This window comes from Rathayibacter sp. AY1A7 (assembly GCF_002930845.1).
GTDB lineage: Bacteria > Actinomycetota > Actinomycetes > Actinomycetales > Microbacteriaceae > Rathayibacter.
The window spans coordinates 21713-44916 of the sequence record NZ_PSTL01000004.1 but is presented as its reverse complement, the minus strand read 5'-3'; the positions used below and the strand labels follow the sequence as shown (position 1 = coordinate 44916).

Sequence of the window (23204 nt, the reverse complement as noted above, 5' to 3'; positions counted from 1 at the left end):
GCCAGGCCCTGCGGCCGGCTCAGTGCGCGGCGACGTCCCAGTCGGACCCGTGGCCCACCTGCACCTCGAGCGGGACGCTCAGGTCGGCGGCACCCGCCATCCGGCCGCGTACGACCGCCTCGAGCGGCTCCTCCTCGCCGGGGGCGACGTCGAAGATCAGCTCGTCGTGCACCTGGAGGAGCATCCGCGAGCCGAGCCCCTGCTCGTCGAGGTCGGCCTGCACGCCGATCATCGCGCGCTTCATGATGTCGGCGGCCGAGCCCTGGATCGGCGAGTTGAGTGCCGCCCTCTCGGCGTTGTCGCGGAGGACGCGGTTCGCGCTCTGCAGGTCGGGGAACGGACGCCGGCGTCCGAAGATCGTCTCGGTGTAGCCGGTCTCGCGGGCCTGCTCGACGACGCTGCGGAGGTAGTCGCGCACCGCGCCGAAGCGGACGAAGTAGTCGGTCATCAGCTGCTTGGCCTCGGCGCTCGAGATGCGCAGCTGCTTCGACAGGCCGAAGGCGCTCAGGCCGTAGGCGAGACCGTACGACATCGCCTTGACCTTGTTGCGCATGGCCGAGGTGACGTCGCCCGGATCGACGCCGAAGATCCGCGATCCGACGAAGCGGTGCAGGTCCTCGCCGGAGTGGAAGGCCTCGATCAGCCCGGCGTCCCCGGAGAGGTGCGCCATGATCCGCATCTCGATCTGCGAGTAGTCGGCAGTGAGGAGGGTGCTCGCGTCCGCTCCGTGGACGAAGGCGGTGCGGATGCGGCGGCCCACCTCGCTGCGGACGGGGATGTTCTGCAGGTTCGGGTCGTTGGAGGAGATCCGGCCGGTGGCCGTGCCGGTCTGGTCGTAGCTGGTGTGGATCCGGCCGTCGGCGGTGACCGACTTCTCGAGCGTCTCGATGATCTGCTTGAGCTTGGTCGCGTCGCGGTGCTCGAGGAGCAGCCCGAGGAACGGGTGCGGGTGGGACTCCTGCAGGTCGGCGAGGGCGGAGGCGTCGGTGGTGTAGCCCGTCTTCGTGGCCCGGGTGCGCGGCATGTCGAGCTCCTCGAAGAGGACCTGCTGCAGCTGCTTGGGCGAGCCGAGGTTCATCTCGTGGCCGATCTCGGCGAACGCGCGGCTCGCGAGGTCGGCGGCCGAGACGGTCAGCTCGGCGCGGAGGCGCGCCAGCACGTCGGCGTCGATCGCGACGCCGGTGAGCTCCATCGTCGCGAGGACCTGGACGATCGGCAGCTCGATGTCGACGAGCACCGAGAGCATCCCCTCGCCCAGCCGCTCGCGCAGCGGAGCGACGAGCCGGTACGCGTACCAGGCCTCGGTGGCGGGCCCCATCGGCTCGACGGTGGGGACCAGCTGGTTCGGGTCGCCCTGCGCCATGGTCTCGTCGAGGTGCTGCGCGACCTGCGCCGCGAGCGTGGCCGGATGCCCGGTGGGCTGCACCAGCCAGGAGGCGACGCGGGTGTCGAACGCGAGCCCCGCGACGGGGAGTCCGGCCCTCCGCAGCGCCTTGATCTGGGGCTTCGCGTCGGCGAAGTACTTGGGGGCGGGCCCGGCCAGCCACTGCTCGAGCGCGGTGTAGTCGGGCCGCTCAGCGGCCCACGGGACGAACGCCGTCTCCTTCTCGACCGCGAGACCCACACCCTCGAGCCCGCCGGCTCCGAGCAGGACCTGCACGGCGACGGGCGCGGTGCCCTTCGCCGACACGCGGTCGAGCCAGTGCGCGAGTTCCTCGTCGACCAGGGTGCGGACGGCGGGTGCGGAGGTCGTGACCACGTCGCCCGCCAGGGCCGCGGCAGCGCCGTCGACGCCCTCCTCCGCGGCGATCGTGAGGACCCGCTCCTGCAGGGTCTTGAACTCGAGGCGGCTGAAGATCTCGCGGACCGCGTCGGGATCGATCGGACGGCGCGTCAGATCGTGCGGCCCGAGGGGGAGCTCGACGTCCGTCACCAGCCGGTTGAGGCGGCGGTTGCGGAGCGCGTTCTCCTTCTGCTCGCGCAGCTTCTCGCCGACCACGCCCTTGATCTCGTCGGCGTGGGCGATGATGTCGGCGACCGTGCCGTACTGGTTGACCCACTTCGCGGCCGTCTTGGGGCCGACCTTGTCGACGCCGGGCAGGTTGTCGCTGGTCTCGCCGACGAGGGCGGCGATCTCGGGGTACTGGTGCGGCTCGACGCCGTACTTCTCGAACACCTTGTCGCGGTCGTAGCGGGTGAGCTGCGAGACGCCCTGGGTGGAGGGGTAGAGCAGGGTGACGTCCGGGGTCACCAGCTGGATGGTGTCGCGATCGCCCGAGACGACCAGCACGCGGAAGCCGGCCTCGGCCCCCTGGCGGGCGAGCGTCGCGAGGATGTCGTCGGCCTCGAAGTCCTCCTTCGAGACGGTCCGGATGTTCATGGCGTGCAGCGCCTCCTCGAGGAGGGGGACCTGGCCCTTGAACTCGGGCGGCGTCTCGCCGCGGGTGCCCTTGTACTCCGGGTACTCGCGCGTGCGGAACGAGTAGCGGGAGATGTCGAACGCGACGCCGAGGTGGGTCGGCTTCTCGTTCTTCAGCAGCAGGATCAGCATCGAGAGGAAGCCGTGGATGGCGTTCGTGTGCTGGCCCTCGCGGGTCTGGAAGCTGTCGACCGGGAGCGCGTAGAACGCCCGGAACGCCAGGGAATGGCCGTCGACGAGCAGGAGGGTAGGCTGTTCCGGATCTGACACAGGGCCAGACTACACAGCGCCTCCGACACCGGATCGGCCCGCTCGCGCCCGCCGGTCAGGGCCGCTCCGAGGCTCCAGCGCGAGGAGCGACGTGACCGAGCCGACCCCCACCACGACCGCCTGGATCCGCCCGCCCGCGCTCGACCTGGTCGCCGGGATCGGCCGCGGCATGGGCGAGCTCGCCGAGCGGATGGGGATCCTCTGGCACGAGCTCACCCCGCAGCACTCGGTGGCCTCGATGCCCGTCGAGGGCAACCGGCAGCCGGTCGGCATCCTGCACGGCGGCGCGCACGTCGTTCTCGCCGAGTCGATGGGCTCGATCGCGGCGAACGTGCACGCCGGCGCGGGCCGCCTGGCGATGGGCATCGAGCTGAACGCGAGCCACAGCCGGTCGGTCCACTCGGGCTTCGTGATCGCCACCTGCGACGCGATCCACCTGGGCTCCACCCTCACCACCCACGAGATCGTCGTGCGCGACCAGGAGGGGCGCCGCCTCTCCACCGTGCGGATCACCAACATCATCCGAGACGCCCGCTGACGGGAGCGGACGGGTCCCCCTCGCGGGAGCGGAGGGCGACGACCACGCCCAGGACCGCGACCGCCGTCGGGACCGCCGTCGGGACCGCCCGCGCCTGCGCGCGACTGGGGATCGACCGGTCGGCCGCGCCGCTCGGGGACCCGGCACCGCGGCGAGCAGCACTGTCAAGCGACGGCGCGCGACTGTGCCCGGTGGTGCCCGAAGGGCGACACTGAGCGGATGAGCCTTCGCCATCTCCTCAAGAGCCTCCCGTCCATGCCCTCCGAGCTGCCCTCGTTCGATGCGGAGGCGGCTCCGGCCGATCCTCTCGAGCTGTTCGCGCAGTGGCTCGAGGAGGCGAAGGACGCGGGCCAGCTCCTCCCCCACGGCGCCACGCTCTCCACCGCCTCCGACGACGGCACCGTCTCGGCGCGCGTGCTCGTGCTGCGCGAGATCGACGAGGCGGGCTGGGCGTTCTCCACCCATGCCACCAGCCCCAAGGGACGCGCCATGGAGGAGAACCCGCACGCCGCGCTGACCTTCTTCTGGCCGGTCCAGGGCCGTCAGGTCCGGGTCGAGGGCCGGGTCGACCGCGCCTCCGCGCAGGAGTCGGCCGACGACTTCCGCCGCCGCTCCGAGGCCGCTCGCACCGCCCTGCTCGTCGGACGCCAGAGCGAGCCGATGCGCAGCGCGCAGGACTTCGGCCTCGTCACGCTCCAGACCAGCGTCGCCGTGGGCTGCTCGCCCGCGACGCTCGACCGGGAGTGGGCCGTCTACCGCGTCGTGCCCGAGCGCATCGAGTTCTGGCAGGGCTCGACCGCGCCGGAGCAGGATCACACCCGTCTCGAGTACCGCCCGGGAACGACGGAGGCGGGCGGCTCCCCGTGGGAGCGCACCCGCCTCTGGCCCTGAGGCCGTGGGCCCTCGGGCCCGGCCTCGCGCTAGGCCTTCTTCGTGCTCAGCTGCTCGATGATCGCCTGCGCGACGTCGTGCATGGTGAGCCGGCGGTCCATGGAGGCCTTCTGGATCCAGCGGAACGCCTCGGGCTCGGTGAGCCCCATCTTCTCGTTGAGCAGGCCCTTGGCGCGGTCGACGAGCTTGCGGGTCTCGAAGCGCTCGACCATGTCGGCGACCTCGGCCTCGAGGGTGAGGATCTGGGCGTACCGCGAGAGGGCGATCTCGATCGCGGGCAGCAGGTCGTTGGGCGTGAAGGGCTTCACGACGTAGGCGAGCGCTCCGGCCTCGCTGGCGCGCTCGACGAGCTCCTTCTGGCTGAAGGCGGTGAGCAGGACGACGGGCGCGATGTGCGCCTTAGAGAGGCGCTCGGCCGCCGAGATGCCGTCGAGCTGGGGCATCTTGACGTCCATGATGACGAGATCGGGGCGCAGCTCGGTGGCGAGGGCCACAGCGGTCTCTCCGTCGCCGGCCTCGCCGACGACCTCGAAGCCGTTGTCGCGGAGGATCTCCACGATGTCGAGGCGGATGAGGGATTCGTCTTCGGCGACGACGACCCGACGGGGTGCGGTCGACGAGGGTTCCTGGTCAGTCACGCCGATGAGCCTACGGTATTCTCGACGGGCTGGTGATGAGCCGGTGTGGCGGAATGGCAGACGCGGGGCACTCAAAATGCTCTGTCCGAGAGGGCTTGTGGGTTCGAGTCCCACCACCGGTACCCGCCTGGTCGCGCGGTGCGCGCCTCCGCTCGCTAGCGTCGTCGGATGAGCACCGACCCCTGGCCCCTGTTCTCGCTGGAGCTGCGCACGCCGCGGCTCGAGCTGCATCCGGTCCGCGACGCCGACCTCGGCCCTCTCGCCGAGGCAGCCCTCGCGGGCGTGCACGAGAGCGGCCGCTCGCCGTTCCCCTCCCCCTGGGCCGAGGCGCCGGCGGAGCGCCTGCCCGGCGAGCTCGCCCGCTTCCACTGGTCGCAGCGCGCGCAGACGACGCGGGAGTCGTGGCGCATCGCGTTCGCCGTGGTCGAGGACGGCCGCGTCGTCGGCTGCCAGGACGTGGTCGCCGAGTCCTTCGCCGCCACCCGCACCCTGACCTCGGGCTCGTGGCTCACCCGCTCGGCGCAGGGCCGCGGCCTCGGGCAGGAGATGCGCGCCGCCGTCCTCCTCCTCGCCTTCGACCACCTCGGAGCCGAGGTCGCCGAGAGCGCCGCTCTCGCCTGGAACACCCGCTCGATCCGGGTCTCGGAGACCCTCGGCTACCGGCCGAACGGGACGCACCGGATCGTCGGTCCGGACGGTAGGTCGGTCGAGGAGCTGCGGTTCCGCGTCACGCCGGAGACTTTGGTGCGGCCGGAATGGACGCTGGAGGCCTCGGGGATCGACGCCGCACGAGCGGTCCTCGTCCAGGACCCGCTCGGTCCGCCCTCCCCCGTCTGATTCACCAGAACATCGTGCCCGGCGAGCCCTTGAACGGACCGACCACGCGCGAGGTGATCCAGCCGCCGTAGAAGTCGCCCGGCTGCGGCTGGACCGCCTCGCCGTCGACCGTGCAGGAGTCCATCCGGCCGGGGTAGAGGGCGACGGTGTCGACGAGGGCCTCGAAGCCGGCCATCGGCTCGGGGTACGTCCAGCCCGCCGCCTCCGCGACCGCTCCTCCTCCCCCGCGCACGGTCAGGTAGGAGGCCGCGCCCTTGAACTCGCAGATGCTGCGGCCGGGCGCGGGCTCGAGCGCCCCGGGCGCGAACGAGGACACGGGGAGGTAGTAGACGGGAGGGTGGCTCGTCTCGAGGACGCGGAGAGCGTCGCGGGACTCGGCGACGACGACGCCGCCCAGCCGCACGACCACGTGCTCGGTGGTGGTCTCGACCCTCGGGGGTCGCGGGTAGTCCCAGACGGATTCCTGGCCCTCGGCGGGCGGCACGCGCTTCATCCCGCTCACGCTACGCGGCGGGGAGCGGTGCTCCGGCGCCTCCCAGAGGATGCCCGGGCGGACGCCGCGGCTCCGCAGATCCCCGCCGCCGGGACGCGCGGGGGCCCCGGTCGCGTAACGTCGTCCCTGCGGCGGAACCCCGAGCCCGCGCGCAGAAGGAATCCAGAGTGCCCACCGAATGCATCCACGGCCTCGACATCGCGCTCTGCGACGTCTGCACCCCGAAGAAGCTCCCCGAGCAGGTCGGCCGTGCCACCCGCGCCCCCGCGCGCGTGCCCGGGACCTCCCGTGCGGCCACCGCCCGCGCCGCCGCCCGCGGCACGGCGCGCGAGAAGCCCCTGCCGAAGGTCGACATCGCCGCGCAGCGGATCTACCACGTCACCCACCTCGACAACCTCGAGGCGATCGTCGCCGCCGGCGCGATCCTGGCGGACCAGCAGCTCCAGGAGCGCCCCGCGATCGACGTCAGCGCCGAGACCACCCGCGAGCACCGCCGTGCCGTGCAGGTGAAGGACGGCGTCAGCGTCGCCGGCTTCGTGCCCTTCTTCCTCTCCCCCGACGCCGCCCTCTGGGCCGACCTGCGCGGCGAGCGTGTCGCTCCGCACTGGTCGCCGAGCGCCCACGAGACCACCGCCTCGCAGTACGTCGTCCTGGTGGGCTCGCTCGCCTCCGCCCCGGTGCTGAGCGACGGCGACGCCTCCCACGTCCTCACGCGCTTCACCGAGGGCGACGCGCTCGTGCGCACCTTCGCGCGCCTCCTGGTCGACGAGCCGGCCCTGCGCAGCGCGGAGGCGCTCGTGCCCGAGCGCTTCCCGCTCGAGGGCGTCGCGACGGTCGGCGTGGCGTCGGTCGCCGCCCGCAACCGCGTCAAGGCTCTCTTCGAGGGCATCGACGCCTCTCCCCGCGTCGCCGTCTATCCGCCGTGGTTCCACCCGGTGGCCGAGGAGGAGTGACCCGGCGCTAGTCGGCCTCGAGGAGGTCGAGGCGGTCGGCCAGGTACCGGCGCAGCGGCATCAGTCCCTGCTCGCCCAGACCGGGCGCCCAGCGCACGAGCACCTCGGAGCCGCGCAGGGCCAGCGGCTCCTGGCCCGACTCGAGCGCTGCGGCGTCCAGTGCGAGGCGCCGCCAGCCGTAGTTGACGATCTCGCCCTCCTGGAACGGACCGTCGAAGGCGGCGCGCCGGATCTCGCGGCGCGCCTCCTGCGACTCGGACTGGTTGTTGGCGTGCAGCGGAGCGACGGCACGAGTGACCGATCCCGTCGCGAGGAGCTCGCCCTCGCGTCCGAGGAGCACCACGCCGAGGCGCCACGCGCGGGTCACCGGCGCCATCACCGGCTTGCGGCGGAAGCCGAGGATCGCGCGCGGCGTCCGCAGCTCGGCGACGGCCTGGTCGGCGATGCCGCGGGCGTCGAGCTCTCCGGAGACCTCGCGCAGGAGCGCGGCCAGATCCGCGGCGGCCTGCTCGGCCCCGGGTGCTGCGGGCATCGCTCCTCCTCGGCTCGTCCCGCCAGCCTACGGGCGCGGTGTGCACCGGCCACCCCGCTCCGCACCGCTAGCATCGCCTGACGACACCGAGGAGGACGAGCGATGCGCGTCATCATGATGGGCCCGCCCGGCGTGGGCAAGGGCACCCAGGCGGCCGTGCTGTCGCGCGAGCTGGGGGTGCCGGCGATCTCCACCGGCGATCTGTTCCGCGCGCACGTCGCCGACGGCACCGACCTCGGACGGCGTCTGCGGGCGCTCGTGGAGGCCGGCGAGTACGTGCCGGACGAGCTGACGAACGCCCTGGTCGCCGAGCGCATCGCCGAGGAGGACGCCCGGGACGGGTTCATCCTCGACGGCTACCCGCGCACGCTCGCCCAGGTGGACGCGCTGGCGGAGCTCCTCGAGGAGCGGGGCACGCCGCTCTCGTGCGTCGTGCTGCTGACGGCCGACGCGGACGTGGTCCTCGAACGGCTGCACGTGCGGGCGCAGGAGCAGGACCGCGCCGACGACGACCCCGAGGTGGTGCGGAACCGGATCGAGGTCTACGAGCGCGAGACGGCTCCTCTGGCGGAGGTCTACGACGAGCGCGAGCTCCTGGTGCGGATCGACGGCTCCGCCTCGCAGGACGAGGTCGCCGCGAGGATCATCGCGGCGTGCCGGCCCGAGTGAGCCGACCCGCCGCGACGCGGGGTCAGATCGCCGAGGCGAGGACCTCGTCGAGCTTGGCCGAGGCCTCCTCGTCGGTGCCCTTCAGGGCGAGCGAGAGCTCCGACACGAGGATCTGACGCGCCTTGAGGAGCATCCGCTTCTCGCCGGCCGAGACGCCGCCCGCCTGCTCGCGGCGCCACAGGTCGCGGACGACCTCGCTGACGCGATACACGCTGCCGCTGGCCATCTTCTCCTGGTTGGCCTTGAAGCGGCGGGACCAGTTGCTGGCCTCCTCCGCGACGTCGCTGCGCAGGACGTCGTAGACCGCCTGGACTCCGGCGTCGTCGATGATCTCGCGGACGCCGACGAGCTCGGCGTTCTCGACGGGGAGGGTGATGGTGAGCTCGCTGGTGTGCACGTTCATCGTCATGAACGTCTTCTCGACGCCCTTGACCGAGCGCTTCTCGAGCCCGGTGATCGTCACCGCTCCGTGGTGCGGGTAGACCAGGGTCTCGCCGACCTCGAATGTCATCATGTCGTGCCTTTCGTCGTGGGGCGTGGTGGGAGTGAGGAGTCCAGGGGGCGCAGCGGCGCCGCGGCGAGCCAGGCCGGGAGCAGCGCGACGAGGTGCTCGACCAGCTCCTCGTCGGTGCCGTCGAGGGAGCCGGCGAGCCAGGCGCCGACCACGGAGAGGACCCCGCCGGCCGCGAAGACCGCGGTGAGCTCGGGGTCGACCGCTGCGGGGACGTCGACCCGGGCGAGCACCTCGCGGTGCAGGGCGAGCGCCGTGTCGAGCACGGCGTCGTCGGAGGCGACCCGGGCGGAGGCCCGCGCGCGGAGCCGGGCATGGAAGGCGTGGCGGTCGACCAGCCGCTCGACGAGCCGCGAGTAGCCGCGCTGCAGGGCGTCGGCTCCGGAGCGGTCGGCGGGATCGCCCTCGGCGACGTCGGCGACCACGAGGTCCTGTCGGAGCAGCGCGGAGGCGACTCCCGCCGCGTCGTCGAAGTGGGCGTAGAACGAGCTGCGGCTGATTCCGGCCTCGCGCACGATGTCGCTCACCGCGATGCCCTCGGCCCTCTCGCCGTCGCTCTGCATGACGAGCCGCTCGACCGCGTCGAACACGCGGCGGCGGGTGCGCCGGGCTCGCGGATCGGCGGAGCCGAGCGCCGAGGGGGACTCCGCCGCGGGCACGGAGGCGAGGCGGGCGGGAGTCATCGACGACAGTCTACCACTTCCCGGACAGGTGTACGGGAAGAGCGTCAGGCGCCGGTGCGAACCTGGTCGAGGCCGGCGATGCGGTCGATCGCGGCCTGCTCGCTCGGCGAGACCCGGCCCAGATACCGGCCCAGGAACACGAACAGCAGGCGGTTCGCCGTGATCGCGGGCCACCACGGGCGCCGGAGGCCCAGGAGCCTCCGCACCTCGGGGCTGAGCGAGGCGACCGCGCCGGCGAACAGCAGCGGGTAGACCACGCCCGCCTCGCCCGGCAGCCGGATGTCGCGGAGGAACCCGACCGCCTCGTGCACGCGTGCGTCGGGCTTGAGCTCGCCCGCGAATCCGGCGAGCTGCGCGCGGAGCTCCGCGACGCTCTCGGGCGGATCCTGCACTCCGAGCAGCCGGCCGGAGGCGGCCCACTCGCGCACGTAGGCGTCGGGGCCGCCGGGGATCCGTCCGCCCCAGATCTCGTGGGCGCCGAGGAACGCGTCGGTGAAGGCGTCGTGCACCCAGAGCAGCAGGCGGGGGTCCTGCGCCGAGTAGGAGCGCTCGCGCCCGCCGGCGTCCTCGTAGGAGCCGACGATCCGCTCGTGCACGCCGGTCACCCAGCGCGCCGCTCCGCTCGCCGCGGCGGTGTCGCCGAAGCTGGTGGTCAGGACCCAGCGGACCGTGTTGTCGAGGCGGCCCATCGGGTCCTCGCGGTAGCGGGAGTGGTCGTGCACACCGGCCATCGCTCCGGCGTGGAGGGTCTGCATGAGCAGAGCCCGCACTCCGGCGATCATCGTGGGCAGGCCGCCGTTGACCGCCCAGACCGCGCTGCCCGGTCCGAAGAGCCCGGCGTCGTCGCCCTTCTCGAGGGCGACGATCCAGTCGGCGCGGGGGCGGGGGCGGCGGCGTCTCATCCGCTCAGTGTGCGCTCGGATCCTGGGCCGCGCCTGGCCGTTCTGTCACCCTTCGTGGGGCCGTGGTCACTCGGCCAGCAGTTCGCGGACGTCGTCGGCCGACAGCGCCCGGGCGAAGAGCTCGCCCTCGTCGAGCACCGCCGTGCTGAGGCGGCCCTTGCGCTCCTGGAGGCGCACGATCTTCTCCTCGATCGTGTCCGTCGCCACCAGCCGGTACACGTTCACCCGCCGCTCCTGGCCGATGCGGTGCGCGCGGTCGACGGCCTGCGCCTCGGCCGCCGGGTTCCACCACGGGTCGAGGATGAAGACGTGGTCGGCCTCGGTGAGGGTGAGCCCGGTGCCGCCCGCCTTCAGGCTGATCAGGAAGACGGGCACGGCTCCGGAGCGGAACTCCTCGATCACTCCCGCGCGGTCCCGCGTGGAGCCGTCGAGCTGCACGAACGGGATGCCGCGCCGGCGCAGCCGCTCCCCCGCCCGCTCCAGGTACGAGGTGAAGGTGCTGAAGACGAGGGCCCGACGGCCCTCCGCGATCACGTCGTCGAGCTGCTCGACGAGCACGTCGAGCTTCGCGGACGGGACGTGCCGGTAGGCCGGGTCGACCAGGGACGCGTCGAGCGCGAGCAGGCGCAGGAGGGTGAGCGATCGGAACACCGTGAAGCGCTGCCGGTCGAGGTCGTCGACCAGACCCAGGAGCTTCCGCCGCTCGCGCTGGAGGTAGCCGTCGTAGAGCACCCGGTGGGCGGGGGTCAGCGCGACCTCGATCGTCTGCTCCTGCTTCTCGGGGAGCTCCGGCGCCACTGCCTCCTTGGTGCGGCGGAGCAGGAACGGACGCAGTCGTCGGCGCAGTCTCTCGAGGCGGCGGCGCGCACCCTCGGTGTGGCTGACGGTCCGTCCCTCGGACAGATCGGGCGAGGCGATTCCGACGGGCGCCTCCGCGTGCAGGATCGGCCGGGTGTACTCCTCGCGGAAGCGGCGCAGCGGCGGCAGGAGCCCGGGCGCCACCAGGGCGAGGACCGCCCAGAGCTCGTCGAGCGAGTTCTCCAGCGGTGTGCCGGTGAGCGCGAGCGTGACGGGCGCGCCGACCCCGCGGGCGGCCCGGTGCGTCTGCGAGGCGGGGTTCTTGACGAACTGGGCCTCGTCGAGGATCAGCGCCGACCACGTCCTCGACGCCCAGCGCTCGCCGCCGAGGCGCAGGACCGCGTAGCTGGTGAGGACCACGTCCGCGTCGGCCGGGATCGCGTCGAGCGCGCCCTCCCGCGAGCTCGCGACGACGTGGACGCGCAGGGCGGGCGCGAAGCGCTCGGCCTCCGAGCGCCAGCCCGGCACGACCGAGGTGGGGGCGACCACGAGGAACGGCGCGCGGCGGATCCCGGCGCGGCCCGCCTCCTCGACCGCGTCGAGCATCATGGCCAGCGCCTGCAGGGTCTTGCCGAGGCCCATGTCGTCGGCCAGGATCCCGCCGAGCCCGTGACGGAGGCGGTGGACGAGCCAGGCGTAGCCCGCCCGCTGGTACGGGCGCAGCCGGGCGGTCAGTCCCTCCGGCGGGTCCACGTCCTCCGGCGACCCGGCGGCCAGCGCGGAGTCGAGCACGGCGCGCCACGCGTCGGAGGGGACGCTCTCGTCGGCGAGCTCCTCCAGCTCGTTCCACAGCCCGGTCTGGTGCCGGCCGAGCCGCGGTCCCGTCTCCCACTCCTCGAGCTCGTCCGCCCGGGTCAGCAGCTCCCGGAGCCGGTCGAGGCCGGGGTGCGCGAGCGAGAGGTAGGAGTGGTCGACCAGGCGGATGCGGTCGCCGCCCGCGGCCAGAGCGCGGAAGAGGGGCAGGAACGGCACGGTCGCGTCGCCGATGGTCACGACGACGCCGAGGTCGAACCAGTCGGCGCTCTCGGTGTCGACCGCGGTGATGGTGAGCGTGAGCGGTCCGGTCAGCAGGCGGTAGTCCGGGGCCGCGCCCTCGCGCTCGATCCGGACCCCGCCGATCCCCTCCAGCTGCGGGAGCTGCTCCACCACGAACACCGCCGCCTCGGCCCCGCGCAGGACCGCGCTCGTCCCCGGCCCCGGCACGAGAGCGGACCCGGCCTCGCCGAGCACCGAGCGCACCCGGCGGAGCACCGCGCGCTCGAGAGCCGCGTCGGCCGTGCCGTCGAGCTCGCCCGCGCGATCGGGCGCGCGGCGCCAGTGCCAGCCCACCCTGACGGCGCGCCGCGGCTCGAACGAGACCGTGCAGACCAGGCGCGGGGGCTCCGGATCGTCCAGGACGAGGTCGACGCCCTCCTCGCGCACCGCGATGCGGCCGCGGAGGGCGGGGAGGTGCTCGCCGACGAACTCGGGCACGTCCTCCGCCGGGACCTCCGTCTCCTCGGGGTGGTCGAGGAGCAGCAGCTCCTCGTCGTCGAAGGGCAGGGACGCGGGCGCGAGCAGGAGTGAGGACGGATCGCCGCCCTCGACCGCGTAGACGCCGTGCCGGGCGACCGGACGCGCCGACTCGGGCGCGTGCTCCGCGCCGTCGATCCGCAGGACGGGCCGCAGCCGGAGCGCTCCCTCCTCCGCCGAGACCGTCACCGCCACATGCGCGGGACCGGCGAGACGGACCGCGCCCTTCTCCGGGGCGAGCAGCGGGATCCCGGCGGCCTGCGCCTGCTCGAGCAGCCGCCAGAGCAGTGGGCTCTCGTAGTCGTCGAGGTGGATCCAGTCGGGGTCCTGCCCGAGGTGGACGGTGCGCGTGGCGCGGTGCAGAGCCGCGAACTCGGCGAACCAGCGCTGGTGAGCGGGGTCGAGCGAGAGCCGGTGGGTCTGGAAGTTCAGCGACTTCCAGGTGAGGGTGGTGCGGTTCCAGGCGCCCCCGCGCCCACGGACGGCGGGGCGGGTGGCCAGACGGTGGTCGCGGCGCTCGTCGGGGTCGTAGGTCTTCGCCGTGACGCGCTCGCTCGCCGGCGCCCGCCACGGATCGTCGGCCCGGCGCACCAGCCGGCGCAGCTCGAACTGCAGCCCGATCGGAGTGAGGACGGTCGGCGACTCGGCCTCGGGGGGTCCGCTGAGCTCGCCGACGCGGGCGCGCCAGGAGGAGGGGGTCGACTCGGGAGGCACCGCCCCATGCTGCCACGCGCCGCCGACACCCCCGCCCGCACCGCGTGACGGGCAGAATCGGAGGATGACCAGCAGCGACTCCCCCGCGCCCACCGTCCTCACCCTCGGCAGCGAGAGCCTGCGCCTCGCCCTGACGACCGCCGGGGCCGAGATGACGTCCCTCCGCGACGACGAGGGCCGCGAGTACCTGTGGCAGGCCGGCCCGGAGTGGCGCCGGCACGCTCCCGTCCTGTTCCCGATCATCGGGCGCCTCCCCGGCGACACGCTGCACCACGACGGCGCGGACCACCGGATGGGGCAGCACGGCTTCGCGCGGGACCGGGTCTTCGAGCTCGCGGGCGTCTCGGCGGACGAGGCGGTGTTCCGGCTCCGGAGCGACGACGCCACGCGCGCGGTGTTCCCCTTCGACTGGACGCTCCTCATCGCCTACGCCGTGACCGGCGCCTCGCTCCGGATCACCCAGACCGTCGAGAACAGGGGTCCCTCTCCGCTGGGCTTCTCGCTCGGCAACCACCCGGCCTTCGCGCTGCCGTTGCCCGAGGGCCGCGGCGAGCACCGCATCCGCTTCGCGCAGCCCGAGCCGGAGGGGTACCGCCGCGCTCCGGAGAACCTGCTGCTCGAGGCGCGCCACCCGGCGCCGCTCGAGGACGGGGTCCTGACAGTGGACGACGCGCACTTCGAGGAGGGCGTGATGATCTTCGACGAGCCGCGCCGGCGGACCCTCCGGCTCGAGGCCGACGGCGCCGCCCGCGCGATCGTCGTCGACACCGGGGACTTCGACGTGGTCGGCGTGTGGAAGCCCGTCGGGGCCCCGTTCGTCTGCCTCGAGCCCTGGCGGAGCGTCCCGACCCCCGAGGGCTGGGACGGCGACATCGTCGACAAGCCGCGCCAGATCGTCCTCGAGCCGGGCGGCCGGCGGTCGCTGTCCTACAGCATCGCGCTGAGCTGAACGTCGCGCTGGATCTGCGCGTCGAGCAGCTCGAAGCGGCGGATGATCAGCCCCTCGCGGGTGGCCCAGGGGCAGATCACCAGCGTCTCGATGCCGAGGGCGTCCATGGCCGCCTCCGCGACGAGAGCGCCCGCGAGCAGCTGCGGCGCCCGCAGAGCGGAGACGCCGGGCAGCGCTGAGCGGTCGGCCGCGCTGATCGCGGCGAGGCGGGCGGACCACAGCCGGAGGTCGACCAGGTGCAGCTCGCGGCGCACCAGCGGACCGGCGGCGCTCGGAGCGGCGCCGGTGATCCGCGCCAGAGACCGGAAGGTCTTCGACGTGCCTGCGACCAGGTCGGGGCGCCCCAGGGCGAGGAAGCCGCGGACGGGCTCCGCGAGCACCTCGCGGGCGTGACGCCGGGCGGCCTTCACGCTCGTGGCCGAGGCGGGATCGCCGACCAGCAGGTCCCGCGTCACCCGCCCCGCTCCGAGCGGGACCGACACGGCGAGCTCAGGCACCTCGTCCACGCCCATCGAGAGCTCGAACGAGCCGCCGCCGATGTCGAGGTCCAGGATCGAGCCCGCGCCCCAGCCGAACCAGCGGCGCACGGCGAGGAAGGTGGCCGACGCCTCCGCCTCGCCGCCGAGCTCCTGGAGGTGCACGCCCGTCTCGGCGCGGACCCGGTCGAGGACCGCCGCGCCGTTGCCGGCCTCGCGGATCGCCGAGGTCGCGAACGCCAGCAGGTCCTCCGCGCGGTGCTCGCGGGCGACCTCCGCGGCCTCGGTCACGAACGCGATCAGCTCGCGCTGGCCCCGCTCGGTGATCTCCCCCGCCTCGTCGAGGTGCGCCACGAGAGCGAGGCTCCGCTTGTGCGAGCGGTAGGGCACCGGGCGGGCGCCGGGGTGCGCGTCGACGAGGAGCAGGTGGACCGTGTTGGAGCCGATGTCGAGCACGCCGAGTCGCATGGGTCCACGGTATCCGCCCGCGGAGGCACGTCCCGCCACGCGGGCCGCCGGGGAACGCCGGAGGGCCCGGCCGCTCGCGCGACCGGGCCCTCCGGAGGGTGCTGGACTCAGTGGTCCCAGTTCTCGGCCCTGTCGGCCGAGCTGGACGAGCCGACGATGTGCACCCGCATGTCGTTCGTCGTGCCGGCGCGCCCGGGGGGCGATCCGGAGACGACGACCACGGTCTCGCCCGCCTGGGCGAGGCCCTCGCGGAGCAGCACCGCGTCCACCTGCGCGAACATCGCGTCGGTGTGGTTGACGCGCGGCGTGACGAAGGACTGGACGCCCCAGTTCAGCGCCATGCGGCGGCGGACGGCCGGCTCGGGGGTGAAGCCGATGATCGGGATGCCGTGGCGCAGGCGCGTCATGCGGCGGACCGAGTCGCCCGACTCCGTGAACACGCAGAGGAACTTCGCCTCGACGAACTCCGCGACCTCGGCGGCGGCCAGCGTGACGGATCCGCCCTGGGTGCGGGGCTTGCTGCCCAGCGGGGGAATGCGCTCCAGGCCGTGCTCCTCGGTGGACTCGACGATGCGGGCCATGGTCTGCACGGTGACGACGGGCCAGGCTCCGACGCTGGTCTCGCCCGAGAGCATGACCGCGTCCGCGCCGTCGAGGATGGCGTTCGCGACGTCCGAGGCCTCGGCCCGCGTGGGGCGGGGGCTCTCGATCATCGACTCGAGCATCTGGGTCGCGACGATGACCGGCTTCGCCCAGCGGCGGGCGAGCTCGACGGCGTGCTTCTGCACGATCGGCACCGCCTCGAGGGGCAGCTCGACGCCGAGGTCGCCGCGGGCGACCATGATGCCGTCGAAGACGTCGATGATCTCCTGCAGGTTGTCGACCGCCTGCGGCTTCTCGATCTTGGCGATGACGGGAGCCTTGCGGCCCTCCTCCGCCATGATCTCGTGCACGCGCTCGATGTCGCTGGCGTTGCGCACGAAGGAGAGGGCGATGATGTCGGCGCCGAGACGGATCGCCCAGCGGAGGTCATCCTCGTCCTTCTGGGAGAGGGCGGGGACGTTGACCGCGACACCGGGCAGGTTGATGCCCTTGTTGTTCGAGACGTTGCCGGGGACGACGACCTCGGTGACGACCCGGGGGCCCTCGACGGCGGTGACGCGGACAGCGACCTTGCCGTCGTCGATGAGGAGCATGTCGCCCGGGTTCACGTCGTCCGGGAGGCCCTTGAACGTGGTGCCCGAGAGCTCGCGCGTGCCGAGGACGTCCTCGGTGGTGATGGTGAAGACGTCGCCCTCGGCGAGGGCGTACGGGCCGCCCTCGAACTTGCCGAGGCGGATCTTCGGACCCTGCAGGTCGACGAGGATCGCGACCGCGCGCCCGGCGTCGTCCGCGGCCTTCCGCACGATGCGGTAGATGCCTTCGTGGACGTCGTAGCTTCCGTGACTGAGGTTCATGCGGGCCACGTCCACGCCGGCGTCGATGATCGCACGAATGGTCTCGTACGACGACGTTGCCGGGCCGAGGGTGGCGACGATTTTCGCTCGTCTCATTGAGGGGGTGCTCCGTTGTTCTGCGCCCGGAGGCGCGTCGTTAGCGGGGAGGGTGAGCTGATTGCTGGCGGGCCGAGACTATCGCGTCCCGAGGACTAGAGCGTGAAGCCCCGGTCGTTGGGGCCGACCGGCGCCGGCAGCTGGGTCGTGCCCTCGAGGTAGCGGTCGACCTCGGCCGCGACGGAGCGGCCCTCCGCGATCGCCCAGACGATCAGGGACTGGCCGCGCCCGGCGTCGCCGGCCACGAAGACGCCGGGGACGGTGGTCTCGAAGGCGTCGCCGCGCGCGACGTTGCCGCGCTCGGTGAAGGGGACGTCGAGCTGGCGGCCGAGGTGGTCCGCCTCCGGGCCGGTGAAGCCGAGGGCGAGCAGGACCAGGTCGGCCTGGATCTCGCGCTCGGTGCCCGCCTTGGGGACGCGGCGCCCGTCGAGGTACTCGGTCTCGGCCACGCGCACCGCGCGGACCTCGCCGCCCTCGTTCGCGAGGAACTCCACGGTCGACGCGAGGAACATCCGCTCCCCGCCCTCCTCGTGGGCGCTCGAGACCTCGAACACGGTCGGGTCCATCGGCCAGGGCTGGCTGTCCGGGCGCTGCGACGGCGGCTGCTGCCCGATCGCCAGGTTCGTGACCGACGCGGCCTTCTGGCGGTGGGCGGTGCCGATGCAGTCCGCTCCGGTGTCGCCTCCGCCCAGGACGACGACGTGCTTGCCCTCGGCCGAGATCTGCTCGAAGACGCGGTCGCCCGCGATCGCGCGGTTCGACTGCACGAGGTACTCCATGGCGAAGTGCACGCCGTCGAGGTCGCGACCCGGGATCGGCAGGTCGCGCGGCACGAGAGCACCGGTGGCGACCACGACCGCGTCGTAGCGCGCCCGCAGGTCGTCCCAGGTGATGTCGGAGCCGATGTCGACGCCCGCGCGGAACCGGGTGCCCTCGGCCTTCATCTGGTTCAGGCGGAGCTCGAGGTGCTTCTTCTCCATCTTGAAGTCCGGGATCCCGTAGCGCAGGAGGCCGCCGATGCGGTCGTCGCGCTCGTAGACCGCGACGGTGTGCCCGGCGCGGGTGAGCTGCTGAGCGGCGGCGAGCCCCGCCGGGCCGGAGCCGACGACCGCGACGGTCTTGCCGGTCAGGCGCTCCGGCGGGTGCGGCTGCACCCAGTCGTTGCCGAAGGCCTGATCGATGATCGAGACCTCGATCTGCTTGATCGTGACGGCGGGCTGATTGATGCCGAGCACGCAGGACGACTCGCACGGCGCCGGGCAGAGCCGGCCCGTGAACTCCGGGAAGTTGTTCGTCGCGTGCAGGCGCTCGATCGCCTGGCGGCCCTCGCCGCGCCACATCAGGTCGTTCCACTCGGGGATCAGGTTCCCCAGCGGGCAGCCCTTGTGGCAGAACGGGATGCCGCAGTCCATGCAGCGGCCCGCCTGCCGGCGCAGCACGGCGGAGTCGCCCTGCTCGTAGACCTCTTTCCAGTCCATCAGGCGGACGGACACGGGACGCCGCTTGGGCAGCTCCCGGTCCTGCACCTTCAGGAACCCCTTGGGATCAGCCACCGGTCACCTCCAGAATCCGTCCCCAGACGACGTCGCCGTCGGGATCGAGCCCCTCCTCCACAGCGGATGCGCGCGTCGCGAGCACCGCGGCGAAGTCGCGGGGCAGTACCTTGACGAAACGCGAGACCGTTCCGTCGAAATCGTCGAGCATCCCCTGGGCCAGGGTCGACTCGGTCTCCGCGACGTGCCGCTCGAGCAGGTCGCGCAGGATCTCCACGTCGGCGCTGCCGAGCTCGGAGAGGGTCAGCTCGCCGGAGGCGATCGCGTCGCGGTTCACGAGCTCGCGGCGCAGGCCGTGGATGTAGGCCGTGCCGCCCGACATGCCGGCGCCGAGGTTCCGCCCGGTCTCGCCGAGGATCACCGCCAGGCCGCCGGTCATGTACTCGAGCGCGTGGTCGCCCACTCCCTCGACCACCGCGGTGGCGCCGGAGTTGCGGACCAGGAAGCGCTCGCCGACCATCCCGCGGATGAACATCGTGCCCTGGGTCGCCCCGTAGCCGATCACGTTGCCCGCGATCACGTTCGTCGAGGCGTCGAAGGTGCTGCGGCGGTCCGGCCGCACCACGATCTGGCCGCCCGAGAGGCCCTTGCCGACGTAGTCGTTGGAGTCTCCCTCGAGCCGCAGCGTGATGCCGGCGGGGAGGAACGCTCCGAGCGACTGCCCGGCCGAGCCGCGGAGCGACACGACGATGGAGTCGGCCGGCAGGCCGTTCTCGCCGAATCGGACGGTGACCTCGTGGCCCAGCATGGTGCCGACGGCGCGCTCGGTGTTCTTGATCTCGCGCTCGATCCGCACGGTGCCGCGGTGGTCGAGCACGTTCGCCGCGAGGCGGATCAGCTCGTTGTCGAAGTGGTGCTCGAGCTCGTGCTCCTGCGCGCGGCCGTGGCGGCGCGGCTCCTCCGCCGTGAAGACCGGTCCGACGAGGATCGGCGTCAGGTCGAGCCCGCTCGCCTTCCAGTGCTCGATCGCCTGGTCGATGTCGAGCAGCTCGCGGTGGCCGACGATCTCGTCGACGCTCCGGAAGCCGAGCTGCGCGAGGTACTCGCGCACCTCCTGGGCGATGAACTCGAAGAAGTTGACGACGAACTCCGGCTTTCCGGAGAACCGCTGGCGCAGCTCCGGGTTCTGCGTCGCGACGCCCACCGGGCAGGTGTCGAGGTGGCAGACGCGCATCATGATGCAGCCCTCGACGATCAGCGGGGCCGTCGCGAAGCCGAACTCCTCGGCCCCGAGCAGCGCGCCGATGACGACGTCGCGACCGGTCTTCATCTGGCCGTCGACCTGCACGACCACGCGATCGCGCATGCCGTTGAGCATCAGCGTCTGCTGGGTCTCGGCCAGGCCGAGCTCCCAGGGCGTGCCCGCGTGCTTGAGCGAGTTCACCGGGCTCGCGCCGGTGCCGCCGTCGTGACCCGAGACGAGGATCACGTCGGCGAGGGCCTTCGCGGTGCCGGCGGCGACCGCTCCGATGCCCGACTGGCTGACCAGCTTCGCGTGGATGCGCGCCGACGGGTTCGCCCGCTTGAGGTCGAAGATCAGCTGCTTGAGGTCCTCGATCGAGTAGATGTCGTGGTGCGGCGGCGGCGAGATCAGGCCGACGCCGGCGGTCGCGTGCCGGGTGCGCGCGATCCACGGGTACACCTTCGTCGGCGGCAGCTGACCGCCCTCGCCGGGCTTGGCGCCCTGGGCGAGCTTGATCTGGATGTCGTCGGCGTGGGTGAGGTACATGCTCGTAACGCCGAAGCGGCCCGAGGCGACCTGCTTGATCGCGGAGCGGCGCTCCGGGTCGAGCAGCCGCTCGGTGTCCTCGCCGCCCTCGCCCGTGTTCGACTTGGCGCCGAGGCGGTTCATCGCGATGGCGAGCGTCTCGTGCGCCTCCGGCGAGATGGAGCCGTAGCTCATCGCGCCCGTCGAGAAGCGCTTGACGATCGCCTCGACCGGCTCGACCTCGTCGATCGGGATCGGCGTGCGCCCCGCGGTGTCGAGCTTGAACATGCCGCGGAGGGTCATCAGCGAGCTCGCCTGGTCGTCGACCATCTTCGTGTACTCGCGGAAGACGTCGTAGCGGCGGTTGCGCGTCGAGTGCTGCAGGCGGAACACCGTGTCCGGGTTGAACAGGTGCGGGGCGCCGTCGCGGCGCCACTGGTACTCGCCGCCGACCGCCAGGCGCTCATGCGCGACGATCGCGCCGTCCTCGGGATAGGCGGCGCGATGACGCGCGGCGTTCTCCTCGGCGACGACGTCGATGCCGATGCCGCCGAGCTTCGAGACGGTGCCGGTGAAGTACTGGTCGACGAACGCCTGGCTGAGGCCGACGGCCTCGAAGGTCTGCGCCCCGGCGTAGCTCGACACGGTGGAGATGCCCATCTTGGACATGATCTTCAGCACGCCCTTGCCGAGCGCCTTGATCACGTTCTTCACGGCCTTCTCCGGCGAGACGTCCGACAGCATGCCGCTGCGGACGAGGTCCTCGCAGGTCTCCATCGCCAGGTACGGGTTGACCGCGGAGGCGCCGTAGCCGATGAGCGTCGCCACGTGGTGCACCTCGCGGACGTCGCCCGCCTCGACCACGAGCCCCACTCGCATCCGGTTCTCGGTGCGGATGAGGTGGTGGTGCACGGCGGCGAGCATCAGCAGCGAGGGGATCGGCGCGAGGTCCTTGGTGGAGTCGCGGTCCGAGAGCACCAGGAACTGCGCTCCCGCGGCGATGGCCTCGTCGGCCTCGTCGCACATCTCGTCGATGCGGTCCTGCATCGCGCGGGGTCCCGCGTCGACGCGGTAGAGGCCGCGGATCGTCGTGGTGATGTGGCTCAGCGGGCGCGGCGCGATGTGCTGGATCTTCGCGAGCTCGTCGTTGTCGATGACCGGGAAGTCGAGGACGACCTGGCGCGCGTGCTCGGCACCGGCGGTCAGCAGGTTGCGCTCGGGGCCGAGGCCCAGGCGGAGCGAGGTCACGACCTCCTCGCGGATCGAGTCCAGCGGCGGGTTCGTCACCTGCGCGAAGGCCTGCGTGAAGTAGTCGAAGAGCAGGCGGGGGCGCTTGGACAGGACGGCCACGGGGGTGTCCGAGCCCATCGCTCCGAGCGGCTCCGCACCGGCGCGCGCCATCGGCAGCAGGAGGAGGCGGACCTCCTCCTCGGTGTAGCCGAAGGTGCGCTGGCGGCGGTTGACCGAGGCGGGCGTGTGCACGATGTGCTCGCGCTCGGGGAGGTCCTTGAGGTTGATGCGGCCCTTCTCGAGCCACTCCTCGAACGGACCGGAGGCGGCGAGCTGCCCCTTGATCTCCTCGTCCTCGACGATGCGGCCCTGCTCGGTGTCCACCAGGAACATGCGGCCGGGCTGCAGGCGTCCCTTGCGGACCACCTTCGCGGGGTCGATGTCGAGCACGCCGATCTCGCTGGCGAGCACCACGAGCCCGTCGTCGGTGACGACGTAGCGGCCGGGTCGGAGCCCGTTGCGGTCGAGGGTGGCGCCGACGAGCTCGCCGTCGGTGAAGACGATCGCGGCCGGGCCGTCCCACGGCTCCATGAGCATCGAGTGGTACTCGTAGAACGCGCGGCGCTTCGGGTCGAGCGCGCCGTCCTGGTTCTCCCAGGCCTCCGGCACCATCATCATGATCGCGTGCGGGAGCGACCGGCCGGCCAGATTGAGCAGCTCGACGGTCTCGTCGAACGAGGCGGAGTCGCTGCGGCCGGGCGAGACGATCGGGAACAGCGGGGCCAGGTCGCCCAGCTCGCGGCTCTTCAGCTGCGACTGGCGCGCGCGCATCCAGTTGCGGTTGCCCTGCACCGTGTTGATCTCGCCGTTGTGCGCGATCATCCGGAACGGCTGAGCGAGCGGCCACGAGGGGAAGGTGTTGGTGGAGTACCGGGAGTGCACCAGCGCGAGCTTCGACGCGAAGCGCTCGTCGGACAGGTCCGGGTAGAACGGCTCCAGCTGGAGCGTCGTCACCATCCCCTTGTAGACGAGCGTGCGGCTCGAGAGCGACATGAAGTAGACCTCGAGCTCGCGCTCGACGCGCTTGCGCAGGCGGAAGGTCAGGCGGTCGAGGCGCACGGAGGAGAGGGGCGTGCCGCTCTCGTCGGTCAGCTCGCTCCGGATGAACAGCTGCTCGATCGCCGGCATGGCGGCCCGGGCGAGCGTGCCGATCTCGTCGGGCTGCACGGGCACGGAGCGCCAGCCGACCACGGCGAGGTTCTCCTCGCGGGCGATGTCGGCGATCGTCGACTTGACCCGCTCGCGCTCGAACACGTCCACCGGGAGGAAGGCGTTGCCCACCGCGTACTGGCCCAGCGGCGGGAGCTCGAAGGGAGCGACCGCGCGGAGGAACTCGTCCGGGATCTGCGTGATGATCCCCGCGCCGTCGCCCGTTCCCGCGTCGGAGCCGACGGCGCCGCGGTGCTCGAGGTTGCGCAGCGCGTTCAGCGCGGCGTCGATGATGTCGTGGCCGGCGGTGCCGCGCATGGTGGCGACCATCGCGAGACCGCACGCGTCCTTCTCGGCGGCCGGGTCGTACATCCCCTGCGCCGGCGGCATGCCCAGGAAGGGCACGGCGCGGGCCGGGGTCGAGGGCTGGGCGGAGGCCATGGGAACCGTCCTCACGGGGGTGATGGCTGATCGGGACGTCGCTGGCCCGCGGTGGTGGAGGAGGAGCGGCTCCCCGATCGGGAGGGCCGCAGGGTTCTGCCGTGGCGCGAGCGTCGCGCGCCGCCGGCGGTGCCTGCACGACGACCCGCCCGCGGCAGCGCTCGTGGCTGCGCCGCGATGGGGCGGTCGTGGAGGTG

At 72.7% G+C, this 23204-nt stretch carries 18 protein-coding genes and 1 tRNA gene; 7 read left to right on the top strand and 12 right to left on the bottom strand.

Going from position 1 to position 23204, the window contains the following annotated elements:
- Nucleotides 1-19: 19 nt before the first annotated feature.
- Nucleotides 20-2689 carry a DNA polymerase I gene (gene polA / locus C5B95_RS05245; RefSeq protein WP_104347762.1) on the bottom strand — a complete coding sequence of 890 codons (2670 nt, stop codon included), beginning with the start codon at nt 2687-2689 and terminating at the stop codon, nt 20-22.
- Nucleotides 2690-2780: 91 nt separating this feature from the next.
- Between polA and C5B95_RS05240 the strand changes: the two genes are divergently transcribed.
- Both C5B95_RS05240 and C5B95_RS05235 read left to right on the top strand, forming a co-directional pair.
- Nucleotides 2781-3227 (top strand): PaaI family thioesterase, encoded by a 447-nt coding sequence (locus C5B95_RS05240; protein WP_374953047.1) that lies wholly within the window; start codon nt 2781-2783, stop codon nt 3225-3227.
- A 219-nt stretch (nt 3228-3446) separates the two neighbouring features.
- On the top strand, nt 3447-4118 hold the full coding sequence (locus C5B95_RS05235) for a pyridoxal 5'-phosphate synthase (RefSeq protein WP_104267312.1): 672 nt from the start codon (nt 3447-3449) through the stop codon (nt 4116-4118).
- Between the two features lie 29 nt (nt 4119-4147).
- On the opposite strand, the gene C5B95_RS05230 is transcribed toward C5B95_RS05235, so the two are convergent.
- Nucleotides 4148-4756 (bottom strand): ANTAR domain-containing response regulator, encoded by a 609-nt coding sequence (locus C5B95_RS05230; protein WP_104221889.1) that lies wholly within the window; start codon nt 4754-4756, stop codon nt 4148-4150.
- Nucleotides 4757-4795: 39 nt separating this feature from the next.
- Between C5B95_RS05230 and C5B95_RS05225 the strand changes: the two genes are divergently transcribed.
- Nucleotides 4796-4878: transfer RNA gene (locus tag C5B95_RS05225), tRNA-Leu, on the top strand.
- 46 nt (nt 4879-4924) lie between these two features.
- Nucleotides 4925-5593, top strand: coding sequence for a GNAT family N-acetyltransferase (locus C5B95_RS05220; protein ID WP_104348644.1), 669 nt, complete (start codon nt 4925-4927; stop codon nt 5591-5593).
- 1 nt (nt 5594) lies between these two features.
- Here the strand turns inward: C5B95_RS05220 and C5B95_RS05215 are convergent, their stop codons facing one another.
- Nucleotides 5595-6086, bottom strand: a complete 492-nt coding sequence (locus C5B95_RS05215) for a DUF427 domain-containing protein (protein ID WP_104221885.1) — start codon at nt 6084-6086, stop codon at nt 5595-5597.
- 167 nt (nt 6087-6253) lie between these two features.
- Here C5B95_RS05215 and C5B95_RS05210 point away from each other — a divergent pair, with 167 nt between their 5' ends.
- On the top strand, nt 6254-7039 hold the full coding sequence (locus C5B95_RS05210) for a DarT ssDNA thymidine ADP-ribosyltransferase family protein (RefSeq protein ID WP_104221883.1): 786 nt from the start codon (nt 6254-6256) through the stop codon (nt 7037-7039).
- 7 nt (nt 7040-7046) lie between these two features.
- Here the strand turns inward: C5B95_RS05210 and C5B95_RS05205 are convergent, their stop codons facing one another.
- The gene (locus C5B95_RS05205) at nt 7047-7571 is read right to left on the bottom strand and encodes a hypothetical protein (RefSeq protein ID WP_104348643.1); all 525 of its coding nucleotides are present in this window, start codon (nt 7569-7571) and stop codon (nt 7047-7049) included.
- Nucleotides 7572-7673: 102 nt separating this feature from the next.
- Here C5B95_RS05205 and C5B95_RS05200 point away from each other — a divergent pair, with 102 nt between their 5' ends.
- Nucleotides 7674-8240, top strand: coding sequence for an adenylate kinase (locus C5B95_RS05200; protein WP_104221879.1), 567 nt, complete (start codon nt 7674-7676; stop codon nt 8238-8240).
- A 22-nt stretch (nt 8241-8262) separates the two neighbouring features.
- On the opposite strand, the gene C5B95_RS05195 is transcribed toward C5B95_RS05200, so the two are convergent.
- The 4 genes from C5B95_RS05195 to C5B95_RS05180 form a co-directional block, all read right to left on the bottom strand.
- Nucleotides 8263-8751 (bottom strand): CarD family transcriptional regulator, encoded by a 489-nt coding sequence (locus tag C5B95_RS05195; protein WP_068257183.1) that lies wholly within the window; start codon nt 8749-8751, stop codon nt 8263-8265.
- Nucleotides 8751-9434 (bottom strand): TetR/AcrR family transcriptional regulator, encoded by a 684-nt coding sequence (locus C5B95_RS05190; protein WP_104221877.1) that lies wholly within the window; start codon nt 9432-9434, stop codon nt 8751-8753. The genes C5B95_RS05195 and C5B95_RS05190 overlap by 1 nt, the downstream gene beginning before the upstream one ends.
- A gap of 44 nt (nt 9435-9478) precedes the next feature.
- The gene (locus C5B95_RS05185; protein ID WP_104221875.1) at nt 9479-10336 is read right to left on the bottom strand and encodes an oxygenase MpaB family protein; all 858 of its coding nucleotides are present in this window, start codon (nt 10334-10336) and stop codon (nt 9479-9481) included.
- A gap of 66 nt (nt 10337-10402) precedes the next feature.
- Nucleotides 10403-13420: a DEAD/DEAH box helicase gene (locus tag C5B95_RS05180; RefSeq protein WP_104348686.1), complete on the bottom strand. Its 3018-nt coding sequence runs from the start codon at nt 13418-13420 to the stop codon at nt 10403-10405.
- 64 nt (nt 13421-13484) lie between these two features.
- On the opposite strand from C5B95_RS05180, the gene C5B95_RS05175 reads away from it, so the two are divergent.
- Nucleotides 13485-14369 carry an aldose 1-epimerase family protein gene (locus tag C5B95_RS05175; protein ID WP_104221873.1) on the top strand — a complete coding sequence of 295 codons (885 nt, stop codon included), beginning with the start codon at nt 13485-13487 and terminating at the stop codon, nt 14367-14369.
- Here C5B95_RS05175 and C5B95_RS05170 read toward each other — a convergent pair.
- The 4 genes from C5B95_RS05170 to gltB all read right to left on the bottom strand — a co-directional run bounded on the left by C5B95_RS05170 (nt 14348) and on the right by gltB (nt 23007).
- On the bottom strand, nt 14348-15313 hold the full coding sequence (locus C5B95_RS05170) for an exopolyphosphatase (protein WP_104267307.1): 966 nt from the start codon (nt 15311-15313) through the stop codon (nt 14348-14350). The genes C5B95_RS05175 and C5B95_RS05170 overlap by 22 nt on opposite strands.
- A gap of 107 nt (nt 15314-15420) precedes the next feature.
- Entirely contained in the window at nt 15421-16866 is a 1446-nt protein-coding gene (gene pyk, locus C5B95_RS05165; protein WP_104221869.1) for a pyruvate kinase, read from the bottom strand.
- Between the two features lie 95 nt (nt 16867-16961).
- Entirely contained in the window at nt 16962-18419 is a 1458-nt protein-coding gene (locus C5B95_RS05160) for a glutamate synthase subunit beta (RefSeq protein ID WP_104267306.1), read from the bottom strand.
- Complete coding sequence (gene gltB / locus C5B95_RS05155) at nt 18412-23007, bottom strand: glutamate synthase large subunit (RefSeq protein ID WP_104267305.1); 4596 nt, start codon at nt 23005-23007, stop codon at nt 18412-18414. The genes C5B95_RS05160 and gltB overlap by 8 nt, the downstream gene beginning before the upstream one ends.
- Nucleotides 23008-23204: the final 197 nt, after the last annotated feature.

Coding starts and splice junctions, on each gene's coding strand:
- C5B95_RS05175 (WP_104221873.1), top strand. CDS start 13,485: ATGACCAGCAGCGACTCCCCCGCGCCCACCGTCCTCACCCTCGGCAGC.
- gltB (WP_104267305.1), bottom strand. CDS start 23,007: ATGGCCTCCGCCCAGCCCTCGACCCCGGCCCGCGCCGTGCCCTTCCTG.
- C5B95_RS05200 (WP_104221879.1), top strand. CDS start 7,674: ATGCGCGTCATCATGATGGGCCCGCCCGGCGTGGGCAAGGGCACCCAG.
- C5B95_RS05170 (WP_104267307.1), bottom strand. CDS start 15,313: ATGCGACTCGGCGTGCTCGACATCGGCTCCAACACGGTCCACCTGCTC.
- C5B95_RS05185 (WP_104221875.1), bottom strand. CDS start 10,336: ATGAGACGCCGCCGCCCCCGCCCCCGCGCCGACTGGATCGTCGCCCTC.
- C5B95_RS05195 (WP_068257183.1), bottom strand. CDS start 8,751: ATGACATTCGAGGTCGGCGAGACCCTGGTCTACCCGCACCACGGAGCG.
- pyk (WP_104221869.1), bottom strand. CDS start 16,866: ATGAGACGAGCGAAAATCGTCGCCACCCTCGGCCCGGCAACGTCGTCG.
- C5B95_RS05190 (WP_104221877.1), bottom strand. CDS start 9,434: ATGACTCCCGCCCGCCTCGCCTCCGTGCCCGCGGCGGAGTCCCCCTCG.
- C5B95_RS05215 (WP_104221885.1), bottom strand. CDS start 6,086: ATGAAGCGCGTGCCGCCCGCCGAGGGCCAGGAATCCGTCTGGGACTAC.
- C5B95_RS05220 (WP_104348644.1), top strand. CDS start 4,925: ATGAGCACCGACCCCTGGCCCCTGTTCTCGCTGGAGCTGCGCACGCCG.
- C5B95_RS05205 (WP_104348643.1), bottom strand. CDS start 7,571: ATGCCCGCAGCACCCGGGGCCGAGCAGGCCGCCGCGGATCTGGCCGCG.
- C5B95_RS05235 (WP_104267312.1), top strand. CDS start 3,447: ATGAGCCTTCGCCATCTCCTCAAGAGCCTCCCGTCCATGCCCTCCGAG.